The sequence below is a fragment of the Microcystis sp. M179S2 genome, from assembly GCF_020245805.1.
Taxonomy (GTDB): Bacteria; Cyanobacteriota; Cyanobacteriia; order Cyanobacteriales; family Microcystaceae; genus Microcystis; species Microcystis aeruginosa.
Genome location: NZ_JADBUE010000209.1, coordinates 1 through 14,445, shown reverse-complemented (window position 1 = coordinate 14,445; position 14,445 = coordinate 1). Strand labels below are relative to the sequence as shown.

Here is a 14,445-nt window from a genome sequence, read left to right as displayed (position 1 = left end):
GTTAGGGATTGATCCGAGATATTCGCTCCCCTTTTTGCCAAAAAAGTTTCTTGATTCCGTCAAACTTCTATTCATTTGCGAGGATGTTTTTATGAGTTATGATTTTGATTTATTGGTGATTGGTGGTGGTTCTGGTGGTATTGCCACCGCTAGACGGGCAGCCGAATACGGGGCAAAAGTGGGATTAGCAGAATACGATCGTTTGGGAGGAACCTGTGTTAATCGCGGTTGTATTCCCAAAAAATTAATGGTTTATTCTAGTCGTTTTCCGCAACTATTTAAGGATGCGGAAGGTTACGGTTGGAGTCCAGTAGAGAGTCAGTTAAATTGGCAAAAATTAATTAGTGCCGTTAATCAGGAAACTATACGTTTGAATGGCATTTATCAAAAGATGCTCGATAATTCTCAAGTGACGATTTTTCCTAATTATGCCAAGTTTATTGATACCCATACCCTAGAGGTGGGAGACGAGAAAATTACTGCCGATAAAATTTTAATTGCCGTGGGGGGACATCCCGTTAAACCTGATATTCCGGGGATCGAACATACGGTAGTTTCTGATGCCATGTTTCAACTGCCAGAACAACCGAAAAGAATTATAGTTTTAGGGGCAGGATATATTGGGGTAGAATTTGCTGGTATTATGCACGGATTAGGGACAGAAGTGGTGCAGTTAATCCGTAAAGACAAGATTTTAAGAGGGTTTGATGAGGATATCCGCGATGAGATTCAAGCGGAAATGATCCGTCAGGGAATTAAAATTATGCCCCAAACTTTCCCCACTTCGATCGAGAAAACTGCTGCGGGTTTAAAAGTACATATTCAGGGTAAAGAAATCTCAGAAATCTTATTTGTTGATGCCCTAGGATTAGCCGCTACTGGAAGAATCCCTAAGCTGGAAAAATTGGGCTTAGAGAATGTCAATGTCGAGGTAAAAAACGGGGCAATTGTCGTCAACGAGTATAGCCAAACCAGCGAAGATAATATCTATGCCGTGGGCGATTGTACTGATCAAATTAATTTAACTCCCGTGGCCATTAATCAGGGGCGAGCTTTTGCCGATACAGTCTTTGGTAATAAACCCCGGTTAATGAGTTATGAAAACGTTCCCTCGGCAGTATTTTCTACTCCTGAAGCGGCGACAGTGGGATTAACAGAATTGCAAGCAAAAAACCTATATGGTGACACGGGAATTAAAGTTTATCGGTCTAAATTCCGCCCCGGTTACAATGTTTTACCAGACCGAGAGGACAAAACTTTGATGAAATTAGTTGTCCATCAGGAAAGTGGTAAAATTCTCGGAGCGCACATGGTGGGAGATCACGCCGCCGAAATTATTCAAGGAGTAGCCATTGCCGTAAAAATGGGGGCGACAAAAGCCGATTTTGATGCCACAGTCGGCATTCATCCCAGTGCTGCTGAGGAATTCGTCACCATGCGTTGATTAGCAATTTTAGGTGTGTTAAACCAACCTAACACACCGGAGAAAATTAACCCTTTTGGCTATTGACAATTGAGCCATTTTGTGATGGTTTTTCGGCTAATTTTTGAGCAAGATTTAAGATATCGGAGGGGATCATAATGATGGTACTGGTGTTATTTTCCGCTCCAATTTCCGTTAACATTTGTAGGCGGCGTAATTCCAAAGCGGCGGGATTTTCCATGATTAATCGGGAAGCTTCCGCTAATTTTAAGGAGGCTTCCTGTTCTGCGGCAGCTTTAATCAAACGGGCGCGTTTTTCTCGCAATGCTTCCGCTTCCTTGGCCATAGCTCGCTGCATAGCGGTGGGAATTTCCACATCTTTCATCTCCACCCGTTCGATATCAATGCCCCAAGGTTCGCTAATTTCATCGACAATTTGTTGGACTGCTTGATTAATTTTGTCTCGTTTTTGCAAGACATCATCGAGACGATTTTGACCAACTACATTTCTTAAAGTGGTCATGGCCGCTTGGTAAACGGCCGCAGAATAGGATTCGACTTTATTAATCGCTTTGCTAGGATCGATAATGCGATAGTAGAGAACCGCATTAACCTTAATTGTGACATTATCGGCGGTGACAGTTTCTTGCGGGGCGATATCGACGGTTTTGGTGCGAATGTCCAGCTGCATTTTTTGGTCAACTAGGGGAATGATCCAGTACAGTCCGGGGCCTTTGGTGTCTTGATAACGCCCTAGGCGAAAGATAACACCACGCTGGTATTCTCGATCGATTTTAAAGCCATTTAACCCCAGAATGCCCGCTATCAACAGCAAGGGTGCTAGAAATTCCATATTAATTACCACTTATCGGGTTCAAGTTAATCAGTGTGCGGTGACATCTCAATTACAATCTCCTCGCTCCTGACCACTAATACATTCATTCTAGAGAGTAACCGGGCTGTCGGGGAAACTCATAACGAAATATTACAATTTTTAGGAATTGCCCAACCAGCAGCGATGACTCGACTTCCAGACCCCGACCTGAGATAAACTACAGAATGTTATCAGAATTTACCTTGATATTATGAGCGTAGTTAGCCAAGTCATCCTCAAAGCCGACGACGAACTTCGTTATCCTAGTAGTGGTGAACTACAGGGTATCGGGCAATTTTTAAAAACCGGTGAGCAGAGAATTCGCATTGCCGAGACTCTCGCTGACAATGAGAAAAAAATCGTCGATCAGGCTCAAAAACAACTGTTCAAGAAACGTCCCGATTATAGAGCGCCGGGGGGTAATGCCTACGGTCAGCGTCAATATAATCAATGCTTGCGCGATTATGGTTGGTATCTCCGTCTAGTTACCTATGGGGTATTAGCCGGAGATAAGGGACCGATCGAACAAACCGGTCTGATCGGGGTCAAAGAGATGTATAACTCTCTTAATGTTCCCATCCCCGGCATGGTGGAGGCGATTCGTTGTCTCAAAGAGGCCGCTTTAGGTCTTTTGACTCAAGAGGATGCCGTGGCAGCAGCCCCCTACTTCGACTTTATCATCCAGTATATGTCCTAAGCGATCGGGACAATCCCAAGGGACTGAAGTCTGAAAAGGGGCAATTTTCGTCTCTTTCAGAGTTCAGGCTTGACTTTTTTCAGTTATCAGTGATCACTGATAACTGATAACTGATCACTGATAACTGATTATGTTTTGGCGCATTGTACTACTTACTTTTCTGATTCCATCGGTCTATGGGGTGTTTGGCTGGTCGATCACCCATGAGCGTTTATCATGGAGTGATTGGTTACTTGCCCGCGGTGATGAGATGAATTGGACTCTCACTAGCGAATGGCTAGAAATCATCATCTATATCCTAGCGGTAGGGGTTATCCTCTCAATTGCCCTAGGATTAACTCTGTTTAGTCACTTAATGCCGGTATTTTTCCGCAGTTGGTTTAAAAACGATATTAGTGCTGTATTATCAATTCTCGGCTGGTCTTTGGCGGTAGTCTTTATCTTCCACAAGTGGGCGGTATTTAGTCGAGTTTTAATCCTCTTAGCCGCCACTATCCTTGGTCGTCTAGAACTTCAGGAAGCAGGTTACAATAGGTGGCAAGTTTTCCTGATGCTCACCATCCTCTGCTTAGGTAGTTTTGGCTTGGGAATTTGGGCTTATAATCTTTGGGGTCACGAATTTCATCGAGTTACTACGGATTAATCTTATCTGGTGCTTGGGGTGCGGATTACTAATTTTGGTTTTTCATTCCAAGGTTATCGCCGCAAACACGCACCCTACAAAATTGCTTATCTCTAATCTTTAAAAAGTATGCCAAAAAAAAATAACGATACGCTCAAACGAGTCTTAATTGTTTCCTCTGGCTTAGTATTTCTGGCTTTAATGGTGGTGCCAACTTTAGGTTTATGGAAAAATAATAATTCTAATTCCCCCCAAGGCAGTCAACCCGGGCAAGAGGCAACTATTCCTACCGAAAAATTAGAAGAAATGGTCAAAGGTTACGAGAAAATTCTCGAACGTGAACCAGATAACCCCACTGCTTTGCAAGGACTAGCCCAAGCTCGCTTACAGTTAAAAGATTTTATCGGAGCCAGAGAACCTTTAGAAAAGTTATATCAAAAATATCCCGACAATCTGGAAGTTATGCTAGTTCTTTATGGAACAAGATTACAAACTCAAGACGTTTCTGGAGCCAAAAGTATTCTAGTAAAATTAGTCAAAAACTATCCCCAAGAACCGAAGTTTAAAGAAGAATTAACCCGTTTAAATCAAGCGATTGCGGCAGCTTCTAAACAGCCACCCCCAGAACCTAAAAAGTAATGAAAAAAGAATTAATCATCGAAGTTGGGCGAAGTGAAAGACAATATCGAGAATTTTTTATTTCTTGACTTGTTGCGATTATCGACATTGCTTGGGCATTACTGCGGCCCTTCTTCGGTAAATTAGCCCCTTTGCCTAGGAATGGCACTGCCCCCTAGACGACTAGAAAGAAACTTCGCTAATATCATCTAACCCTGACATTAGCTAACTTTGTTAGATAAGAACTTTTTCGAGAATATATGATCGGCCTATAATAGTAACTGTAGTCACCCCTATCCTTTAGCGATAATTCTTGGTTTGGGGTTGATGTCCTTCAGCGCAAGCGAGATTGGTTATGAAAATTAGCGAACTAGAAAACTACTTGGCTCAGGTTAAGTCAGAGATTGGTGACATCGATATCGTCTATCAATGTCACAGCCAGCACTATAGTTGGTTGGACAAAATGAGAAGCCATCAACTGAAAGTGTTAAAAAATACCGTAGACACTAAATTATTAATTTCTCTGCAATAGCCATTTTCTCTTGCTAGATGCCGGCAAGGTAATCCGGTCTGTCTAATCTGCTTAACAGTTTATCTTTTCTTCACTGTCGATAGGTTCTTAAACCAGCCGCGTCGCCAAAAGAAAATGATTAAACTGAAAGCAACGGTTAGCATCAACACCCAGACGAATACATAGCCCCAATACCATTCTAATTCGGGCATATTATAGGGGGATTTATCAGTATCAAAGTTCATGCCATAAATACCGACAATGAAGGTGAGCGGGATAAAAATCGTCGAGATTACCGTTAAAGTTTTCATAATCTCGTTCATTTTATTACTCACGGAAGACAGGTAAAAATCCATTAAACCATTGGCAAATTCCCGGTAATTTTCGATAACATCGAGAATTTGTACCACATGGTCATAACAGTCTCTTAGATAGGGTTTAATGGTTGTATCGATGACAATATACTCATCGCGTAAAAGCGCATTGAGGGTGTCCCTTTGCGGCCAAATTGCTCGTCGCAGGGAGAGTAATTCCTGACGCAGTTGGTAAATTTGTGATAAAGTCTGTTCCGTGGGACTAGCTAAAATTTCGTTTTCTAACTCCTCGATTCTTTCTCCGTAGGACTCTAAAACAGGAAAATAACCGTCAATAATAGCATCCCAAATTGCGTAGGCTAAATAACCAGATTTTTGCTGCCGGATGGAACCTTTATTTAAACGGATTCTTTCCCTAACTCCCTCTAAAGAATCGTATTGTCCTTCTTCCTGCACAGTTAAAACATAATTTTTCCCGACTATTAAACTGATTTGTTCTAGCAAAAAACCCTGATGATCGATCAGGATGGCCATCGGCACTATAATTAAAATATAATTCTCGCATTCTTCTACTTTTGGTCTTTGGGGAATACTGACTATATCCTCAAGGGTTAGGGGATGTAAATGAAAAATTTTCCCCAACTCTTGCAGTTTATCTTCATTACCCAAACCGACGATATCAATCCAAGAGATGGAATCATTGGATAAATATTTAAGACAGTCTTGAGGTAAAAGATTATTAACTCTAGTGGCTTGTTGGGAGTTATAATTAATTAAAAATATCTCGGTAGCAACGGCATTTTCATCGATGGTGATTAACCCCGGCATCGTCCCGGGTTGATTATAGTGATAATCATAAAGGTGGGGTTTTGTCTGGGAAGATTTTCGCCCTTTTTTATACCTAGTTAATCTTTTGTTATTGCTCATAGTTGAGATTGATCGCTGTTGGCCTTTTTCTTAGCATTGATCACTCAAAAATTCCTCAATTTTTAGCTAACTTTAAGATTGTCCAAGATTGTTAAAAAACGAAGATTAAACGTAAATGCCAATTATTAGCCGTTTCCCTCTCGATTTCGATGTGACGGATAAACTCGCGAAAATAAAAACGGCGCTCTATTTCCGATAAATCTCGCCAAAATTGCGGAAAAGCAACGGCACGAGCGATAATAGTCAGGTTATCGGGGGGTAATTGGTCTAAACGTCCTTGAATCTGCGCGATCTCGTTTTTTAGTTTATAGGCCCGTAGATTAGCCGTTTCTTGATCTAAAATTCCCGCCGCTTCTAGGGAGGGCAATTGCGACAAAATATCGTTTTTTTGCTCTATTTCCTCGCTCATTCCCCGTTTGATCCCCTCTAAATCAGGTAAAGATATCTGAGCGATCGTCGGCGGTAGGTCTTGACAAATGCGCTCGATTGTGCTATCGAGAATTTTTTCATAAGCGATCGCCGAACATTTTTTTGTCCTGGGACATTGCAAAGGTCGCAAATAGAGGTATTCTAGGCCCTTTCCTCGCGCTGTCACTTTGGTAATCGTCATCCCCGATTGACATTGACTACAGACGACTAAACCCGCTAAGGAACGCGGGGCGCTGGCACTGCGGGGGGGTAATTTGCGATTATTTCTCAGGATGCGATCGATCTGGGCTGCTTCTTCCCGGGAGATAATCGGGGTGTGGGTATCGGGGATAATATCTTGACCGAGATAGCACAAATCGCCGCGATAAACGGGATTAGTCAGCCATTTATGGGCAGTAGCTACCGATATCTTCTTACCATAGCGTTTTTCTAGATAGCGCACCGTGGAACGCAGGGAAGCGGAAATCAAAAAGCGATCAAAAAAGTCTTTGACTACCGGCGCGGTACTGCGATCGAGTATATAACGCTCCTTGCCACGACGATAACCGTAGGGTGCTTTTCCGGGGGGAGGCAAAGCTTGCAGACGATTATGAGCGTGGCCTGCTTTTAAACGATTACTTAGTTCGTTTTTTGATATTTCTTGCAGAATCTTGGCAAAATTCAGCTTATAATCTGGGTCTTCTAGGGCAATTATATCTATGTCGAGGGCTTCTAAGGATTGTAAAATTTTGCTAACTTCCGTGCCATTGTCTCCCAATTCTGCTAGGCGACGCAGGATCAGCAGTCGGGGGGGAGTCTCTTGACAATCGCGGAGCAGTTGCTGCCGTTGTGAGCGATCGCCAAAATCCTGATACACTTGTTCGGGAGAATAGGTCGAAATCGAGGCATCGGGGGGACTATCAAGCAGGGGATTGGTATAGGTGTAGGCGATAATTTTCATGTTTTGCCGAGATGCTCCTATAGATAAGCTGTAGTGCTGAAAAAATGACGCACCCCACCGCTACAAGAACAGCCTACAATATTTAGACTAAATCCAGTTATTGAAGACTGATTATTTATACAACCCCGTAGAAATGTTAGATTTTAGGGGTGGTGATAATTTATCTATCTATCCCTCCCATTGATCGATCTAGGAGATAAGCAATGAAAATGAAAGTTATCGTTCACGAGGCGGAGGAAGGTGGCTTCTGGGGGGAAGTCCAGGCGCTCCCCGGCTGTGCCACCCAAGCAGAAACTTTCGAGGAACTACTAGAGAATTTACACGAGGCGATCGAAGGTTGTCTATCCATAGATGTGGAATCCTTGCCGACCGATCCGAAAACTCGTATTCTAGAAATAGCGATATGAAATCGATTTCTGGGAAAAAGTTCGCCAAAATTTTAGAGCGTCACGGATAGGAATTATTGAGAATTCAAGGTAGCCATCACATTTACTGTCAGCCGGATAATCCCACCCGTATCTCTGTGCCGATTCACGGAAATCAGGATTTAAAAATCGGATTACTCAAGCATTTTTTGAAACAAGCGGGACTTTCTGAAGAAGATATTTGATCAATGCGATCGTTGTAATTCCGTCACTCCCGAAAGATCGCAGAATTACCAATAACGATTATCAGCCTACAATATTACTAGGCGATCGAATATTCCCGGAAATTCAGATGAGTCAATCCCCCGTCACCAATTCCCTAGAAATTATCCTGACAAATATCACGGAAAAATTAGACTCTTTACAGAAAGATTTCACCGATCTAAAAGTAGATATGGCCGAGGTGAAAACCGAACTCAAGATTATTGATAGGCGATTGGAAAAAGTAGAGGGAACACAGGACGCTTTAATTCAGGATGTATCGGACCTTAAGGGAGCAAAATCGTTGATTATTCCCGTGGTAGTGGCAGTATTAACCAGTATTCTGACTCTGCTGGTGCGATCAATTCCGAATCCTTAAAGGATTTTTCTGGGAACGGCGATCAATTTTTGCAGGTGTATTCTCGTTTTCCCTTCAATCCGCCGGAGGGAGAAGGATCGGCTCGAAAACCGTCACATCCTCTTGATTTAACCTTTGAGCTAGATCAGCTTCTTCCAATCTTTCTAGAAAGGGCAAAATATCACTAAATGCCCGAAAACCTAAACTTTCAAGCTCATCGATGGTGATCGAATCGTCGGAGATATTACCTTTGCGTTGCAAAAGCAGACGAATTCTTTCCTCTTTGGCGTTTAAGGCCGCTTGTTGTCGGAAATCCTTTTCGGCTGCTTTTAATCCTTTTTCGAGAACTTCCATCGTGATCGTTTTAACCTGAAGATCGGCCGCAGTGGAGAGTACTTTATTTCCCAAGCGGTTGAACAAACGGGGTTTGCCGAGAGAAACCTCACAAAAACGTCTTGCCGCATCTGGTAAAAAGGGAAGTACACACCTGTCATCTTTCGGATCCGTACAATCGTTGTTAATTCTGGCACTTTTGAGATAGTTAATTAACATCTGGTATGTGGTATCGGCATCTAGTTCTTCTAGTGGCAAATGCAAGTCAAATAAACCGCGTTCACTGGTTAATAAATCTCCCGTCATCCCGATGGGGTGGGCCGTCAGCATAAACCAAGCCCGACCTTTTAACATTCCCTGCGCGTCGTGCATCATTTGCCGTACCACACTAGGATTTTGTTTATCTAGATCATCAATCGCGATCAGAATCCCCTGCGGATATTCTTCTTGCGCCCGCTCTAACAATGTATCGAAGCTCACAGTCGGATATTGAAATTTCGTAATCGGTAAATCTTTCTCGCCGATTTTACCACCGATTCCTAAACTACCGCTAATTTCAGCGCTACGCTCTTTCAATGGTTTTTCGGTGGGAATTCCCATCTGATGGAGTTGACGCTGCGCCCAATCGTCATTTGGCATCGCTCTAGCGAGGGCGATCAGTGCTGTAGTGGCGATATCTAAACCTGCGGGTAGAGATATATAGGTAGTCAACATTTGCGGACGATTGCGGCGCATAACCGACAATACTTCCAGTAAAAAAGCACTTTTGCCGATTCCTAAACGACCAGAAACCAGAATCCGACGACGCTCGCGACTTTGGAACAGATTAAACACCCGTCGCAATTCATTTTCTCGCCCGGTAAAAACACGATCGAGGGTATCGCTGTTTAAATCGATCGGGCTTTCGGTAAAGGGGATTTCCTTCAGTCCTAACCGTTGGATATTGTCAAAGGATTGCTTAAAAAGATCATCGGCACTTGTCATAAATATACCTCGCTGGTTTGTCGTTCGATCGCCCGTCGAGAAGCTTGATAGATAATGTCTATCTCCTCCACTTTATCGGGATCGGTCTGTGGTAGTTGTTGGTAGATTGCTTTCGCTCGATCGAGTTCCTCCATTCCTTTCTCTAGATGTCCTTGGGATACGAAAACATTCCCCAATCCAGTGCGACTTTTAGCGATTCCGGGTAAATCCTGTAAATATTCGTACCAACGCAGGGCATCGCGATAGTAGAGACGGGCTTTCTCTCGATCGGACAGAACTTCGTAGGCGCGGCCGGTGTGGTAGAGCGCGTTCGCATGGGCTAGGCGATCGTCACTGGTGCTAAGTTGATTGACGCTATTTAACAATAGTTGTAACCCTTGCTGCCATTCGCCATCCCGCACCAGACGACTACCGAGAATGGTTTGGGTAGTGGGCAGCGCCTTCCAGATATCTTTTCGATCGTAATGTTCGGGACTAATCAGATCTAGGGCGGTTTTATAAGCTACTAAAGCCTGTCGGAGATCGTCGAAATTTTTGTCGCGATCGTACCTTTGAGAAAGAGCTATTCCTAATCGGTATTGAGAGTCAATAAAATCTTGACAACCTGCGGGGGAGACTTCTAGAGCTTCTTGAAGTAGAGCGATCGCAGTATCGAGATCGCCGGGGTTATCCCGTTGCATCAAAGCTTCTGCCAAATCCCCTTTATTCTTCGCCCATCTCACAGGAAGTGCGGCGCGAGTAAAGATTTGAGCGGCTTGATTGTAGAGATCGATCGCCCGTTCTAAATTGTCCTTCCGCTCTCCTAAAACTCGCTCGCAATAGGCATTGGCCAAATTCTGCTGACTCATCGCCCAATTTTCGGGGAAATTCTCGCGGGTATAGACTTCTAACGCTTGCCCGTACAGTTCGATCGCTTTCTCCAGATTCTCCGCCCGATCGCCCAGTATTCGATTAATGTAAGCGCTGGCAAGGTTATTGAGGGTTCCCGCCCAATCTACGGGGAAATTCTCGCGGGTTCTAACTTCTAAAGCTTGCCCGTACAGTTCGATCGCTTTCTCTAGATTTTCCGCCCGATCGCCCAGTATTCGATTAATGTAAGCGCTGGCGAGGTTATTGAGGGTCATCGCCCAATAGACGGGGAAATTCTTGCGGGTTCTAACTTCTAAAGCTTGCCCGTACAGTTCGATCGCTTTCTCCAGATTATCAGCCCGATCGCCCCGAATTCGATCGCTGTAAGCGATAGCGAGGTTATTAAGGATTCTTGCCAAATCGACGGGGAAATTCTTGCGGGTATAGATTTCTAAAGCTTGCCCGTACAGTTCGATCGCTTTCTCCAGATTATCAGCCCGATCACCCCGAATTCGATCGCTGTAAGCGAGAGCGAGGTTATTGAGGGTTCCCGCCCAATCTACGGGGAAATTTTTGCGGGTTCTAACTTCTAAAGCTTGCTCGTACAGTTTGATCGCCCTTTCTAGATTCTCAGCCCTGTCGCCCAGTATTCTGTTTTTGCAAGCGATAGCGAGGTTATTAAGGATTCTTGCCCAATCGACGGGGAAATTCTTGCGGGTGTAAATTTTTAGGCTGAGATTATGAGCAATAATACTTAATTCTAAATTTGTTGCTCGATCGCCTAACGGAAACTTGTCAATGGTGACATCAATGGTGACAGCAAAATTCTCGAAAAGGCAGGCTATTTTTTCTCGCTCGTCTATTGATTTATCGGCGATTAAGCTTGTGAAGACTAAAGGTAAAGCGTCTAAAAGTAAATCATCTAATTTATTAATATTTGCTTTTAAAAATTGCTGTAGCTTCGTTTCATCTCTGGAATTTTTTCGATAAAAATCCCCAAAAGCAAAGAGAAAATCCTTAAATTTTCTCGTGGGAGTTGGCGACTGACCGAATCCTTTCGCTTTTTTCGACATCGTGGTATAAGTTAAGTAGCTGGTTATAATTAAATTAAAAATGGATTTTAGGTTCGATCCCCCCTGCCCCCCTTGATAAGGGGGGTGCCGATAGGCGGGGGGATCCCCCCTGCCCCCCTTGATAAGGGGGGTGCCGATAGGCGGGGGGATCCCCCCTGCCCCCCTTGATAAGGGGGGTGTCTGACAACTTTTAACGCCTACCTACTTAACAATCCAGATTTGTTCCGCATGGCGGGCTGTAAATCGGGATACCCGATCGAGCTATCAATATTTTACCGCAAGGAAAAAGCGCCGGGGATAAAATTGTACTTTCCCTAACCCGAAGTGATGTTTTTTCATCAAAAAAAACTCGATCGCTTAAATGCGATCGAGTCGAGAAAAAATAGACTAATTATTAATAGTCGAAGTCACCACCGCCGGCGGGAGGAGCGGATTTTTCTTTTTCCGGTTTATCCACCACAATACACTCGGTAGTTAAAACCATACCGGCGATAGAAGCGGCATTTTGTAGGGCAGAACGAGTCACTTTAGCGGGGTCAACGATACCCGCCTCAAACATATCGGAGAACTCACCGGTAGCGGCATTATAACCGACATTAAAGGGCTTTTCTTTCACCCGTTCGGCAATAACTGCACCGTTTTGGCCGGCATTTTCAGCGATCCGTTTTAAGGGGGCAGCAATGGCGCGGGAAACGATTAAAGCACCGGTTAATTCTTCATGGTGTAGGGTTTCTTTAGCCCAGGTTTCCAATTGGGGAGCCAGGTGAGCTAAAGTAGTACCACCCCCGGGGACGATACCTTCTTCTACGGCTGCTTTAGTGGCGTTAATCGCGTCTTCTAGGCGCAATTTGCGGTCTTTCATTTCCGTTTCGGTAGCGGCACCGACTTTAATCACTGCCACACCGCCGGCTAATTTAGCTAGACGTTCTTGCAGTTTTTCTTTATCGTAGGAAGAATCGGTTTCCTCGATTTGACGGCGAATTTGCTCACAACGGGTTTTCACTGCCACGTCGTTGCCTTCGGCGACGATGGTGGTGGTATCTTTGTTCATAGTGATACGGCGGGCCGTACCTAAGCTGTCAATTTTAGTGGTTTCCAGTTTTAAACCCGCATCTTCGCTGATTACTTGACCACCGGTTAAGACGGCGATATCTTCTAACATCGCTTTTCTGCGATCGCCAAATCCAGGAGCTTTCACCGCAGTGACGTTAAGAACACCGCGCAGACGGTTAACCACTAGGGTTGCCAAAGCTTCTTTTTCGATGTCTTCGGCGATAATTACTAGGGGTTTGCCTTGACGGGCCACTTGTTCGAGAATGGGAACCAAATCCTGTACTAAACCGATTTTTTTGTCGGTAATCAGAATAGCGGGATCCTCAAAAACGCATTCCATGCGCTCGGTGTCGGTGACAAAGTAGGGAGAGATATAACCTTTGTCAAAACGCATCCCTTCGGTGATTTCTAGTTCGGTGGTCATCGATTTCCCTTCTTCTAGGGAAATTACGCCTTCTTTACCGACTTTATCCATGGCCGAGGCGATCATTTGACCGACTTCATCATCGTTACCGGCAGAGATAGCGCCCACTTGTGCGATCGCTTTGGAATCTTCTACGGGTTTCGCGTGTTTGGCGATTTGACTGACGAGGAAATCGGCAGCTTTATCGATCCCTTTTTTCAGAGAAATCGGGTTAGCACCGGCGGCGACGTTGCGTAAACCTTCTTTAACGATAGCGTGAGCGAGAACGGTGGCGGTAGTAGTACCATCACCCGCTACATCGTTGGTTTTTGAGGCGGCTTGGCGAATTAAAGCCACACCAGTGTTCTCGATATGGTCTTCCAGTTCGATTTCTTTAGCGATGGTGATGCCATCATTGACGATTTGGGGCGCGCCAAATTTCTTTTCGAGGACGACGTTACGACCTTTGGGGCCAAGGGTGACGGCCACCGCTTCGGCCAGCAGATCCATGCCTTTTTCTAAGGCGCGACGGGCATCTTCGTTGTAGATAATAGATTTAGCCATAATGTATCGTTATTCGTGCAAAATAGGGGTTTTCAAGGGTAGATGATTAGGAAACGACGGCGAGAATGTCTTTTTCGGAGAGGAGAACGTATTCTTCGCCACCAAGTTTGATATCGGTTCCGGCATATTTGGAGTAGAGAACTTTGTCACCCACACCCACTTCTACGGGGGTACGGCTACCGTCATCGTTGCGTTTGCCGGGGCCGACGGCCACGACTTCCCCGATTTGGGGTTTTTCTTTAGCGGCGTCGGGAAGGAAAATACCACCGGCGGTTTTTTCTTCGCTGGGACTAACTTTGACGAAAACTCGATCGCCTAGGGGTTTAACAGTTGTTACGTTGATGCTGACTGCAGCCATGGAATATCCTCCGTTTGTCTTGTATTTGGGTAAGTGTCTTTTCCAGATTAGCACTCTTACCTTCCGAGTGCTAATTTACCGAAATACGAGGCCCCCTGACAACTGCTTGATCGGTACGGGTTTCCGAACTATGGTGTTAAGCTAGGGTTTGCTGAATAAGTTTGTTGGTGGGGTTAGGAGTCAGTATTCAGTATTCAGGAGTCAGTATTCAGGAGTCGGTCGTCAGGAGAATTAAGAATGAGCATTAATCAATTAAATGCTCTATTTAGGGTCGGCTGAAAAAGTAGGGGCGAAGCATTCGGGCAATAACCTATCGGTGAAACCGTAGATTTTCTATCCGAATGCTTCGCCCCTACAGGACGCGGGCCGATGAAGACGCTAGGTTTTGAAGCACGATTCTCTCAAAATCTTGCACCTGTGGGAGCAAGAAAAGCCACACAACCCTTACCATGCCTACATTTCACATTTATTCAGCCAGCCCTATTTAGG

At 44.5% G+C, this 14,445-nt stretch carries 13 protein-coding genes and 1 pseudogene; 7 read left to right on the top strand and 7 right to left on the bottom strand.

The features are described from left to right. Positions 1–91 precede the first annotated feature (91 nt). Positions 92–1,444 carry a glutathione-disulfide reductase gene (gene gorA / locus IM500_RS12955; RefSeq protein ID WP_190722883.1) on the top strand — a complete coding sequence of 451 codons (1,353 nt, stop codon included), beginning with the start codon at positions 92–94 and terminating at the stop codon, positions 1,442–1,444. A 46-nt stretch (positions 1,445–1,490) separates the two neighbouring features. On the opposite strand, the gene IM500_RS12950 is transcribed toward gorA, so the two are convergent. Beyond that, positions 1,491–2,276: a slipin family protein gene (locus tag IM500_RS12950; RefSeq protein WP_287738610.1), complete on the bottom strand. Its 786-nt coding sequence runs from the start codon at positions 2,274–2,276 to the stop codon at positions 1,491–1,493. 232 nt (positions 2,277–2,508) lie between these two features. Here IM500_RS12950 and IM500_RS12945 point away from each other — a divergent pair, with 232 nt between their 5' ends. The 3 genes from IM500_RS12945 (at position 2,509) to IM500_RS12935 (ending at position 4,255) form a co-directional block, all read left to right on the top strand. After that, on the top strand, positions 2,509–2,994 hold the full coding sequence (locus IM500_RS12945; protein WP_004162595.1) for an allophycocyanin subunit alpha-B: 486 nt from the start codon (positions 2,509–2,511) through the stop codon (positions 2,992–2,994). Between the two features lie 130 nt (positions 2,995–3,124). Next, positions 3,125–3,637, top strand: a complete 513-nt coding sequence (locus tag IM500_RS12940) for a hypothetical protein (RefSeq protein ID WP_190722885.1) — start codon at positions 3,125–3,127, stop codon at positions 3,635–3,637. 108 nt (positions 3,638–3,745) lie between these two features. Then, positions 3,746–4,255 (top strand): tetratricopeptide repeat protein, encoded by a 510-nt coding sequence (locus IM500_RS12935; protein WP_190722886.1) that lies wholly within the window; start codon positions 3,746–3,748, stop codon positions 4,253–4,255. A 570-nt stretch (positions 4,256–4,825) separates the two neighbouring features. On the opposite strand, the gene corA is transcribed toward IM500_RS12935, so the two are convergent. Both corA and IM500_RS12925 read right to left on the bottom strand, forming a co-directional pair. Further along, positions 4,826–5,986: a magnesium/cobalt transporter CorA gene (gene corA, locus IM500_RS12930; RefSeq protein WP_287738609.1), complete on the bottom strand. Its 1,161-nt coding sequence runs from the start codon at positions 5,984–5,986 to the stop codon at positions 4,826–4,828. A 91-nt stretch (positions 5,987–6,077) separates the two neighbouring features. Beyond that, entirely contained in the window at positions 6,078–7,355 is a 1,278-nt protein-coding gene (locus IM500_RS12925) for a recombinase family protein (RefSeq protein WP_287738608.1), read from the bottom strand. A 203-nt stretch (positions 7,356–7,558) separates the two neighbouring features. Between IM500_RS12925 and IM500_RS12920 the strand changes: the two genes are divergently transcribed. From IM500_RS12920 to IM500_RS12910, 3 genes and pseudogenes are all read left to right on the top strand, one after another. Next, on the top strand, positions 7,559–7,762 hold the full coding sequence (locus IM500_RS12920) for a type II toxin-antitoxin system HicB family antitoxin (RefSeq protein ID WP_004160718.1): 204 nt from the start codon (positions 7,559–7,561) through the stop codon (positions 7,760–7,762). Then, positions 7,759–7,965, top strand: a pseudogene (locus IM500_RS12915) (type II toxin-antitoxin system HicA family toxin). Before IM500_RS12920 ends, IM500_RS12915 begins: the two are co-directional and overlap by 4 nt. 107 nt (positions 7,966–8,072) lie before the next feature. Continuing rightward, entirely contained in the window at positions 8,073–8,360 is a 288-nt protein-coding gene (locus tag IM500_RS12910; protein ID WP_002736002.1) for a hypothetical protein, read from the top strand. 54 nt (positions 8,361–8,414) lie between these two features. Here IM500_RS12910 and IM500_RS12905 read toward each other — a convergent pair whose 3' ends face one another. The 4 genes from IM500_RS12905 to groES form a co-directional block, all read right to left on the bottom strand. Continuing rightward, positions 8,415–9,656 carry an AAA family ATPase gene (locus IM500_RS12905; RefSeq protein WP_287738607.1) on the bottom strand — a complete coding sequence of 414 codons (1,242 nt, stop codon included), beginning with the start codon at positions 9,654–9,656 and terminating at the stop codon, positions 8,415–8,417. Beyond that, complete coding sequence (locus tag IM500_RS12900) at positions 9,653–11,578, bottom strand: tetratricopeptide repeat protein (RefSeq protein ID WP_190722890.1); 1,926 nt, start codon at positions 11,576–11,578, stop codon at positions 9,653–9,655. Before IM500_RS12900 ends, IM500_RS12905 begins: the two co-directional genes overlap by 4 nt. A gap of 394 nt (positions 11,579–11,972) precedes the next feature. Further along, positions 11,973–13,598: a chaperonin GroEL gene (groL, locus tag IM500_RS12895; RefSeq protein WP_002804201.1), complete on the bottom strand. Its 1,626-nt coding sequence runs from the start codon at positions 13,596–13,598 to the stop codon at positions 11,973–11,975. Positions 13,599–13,644: 46 nt separating this feature from the next. Continuing rightward, a complete protein-coding gene (gene groES / locus IM500_RS12890; RefSeq protein WP_159297263.1) occupies positions 13,645–13,956 on the bottom strand; it encodes a co-chaperone GroES in 312 nt (103 codons plus the stop codon). Positions 13,957–14,445: the final 489 nt, after the last annotated feature.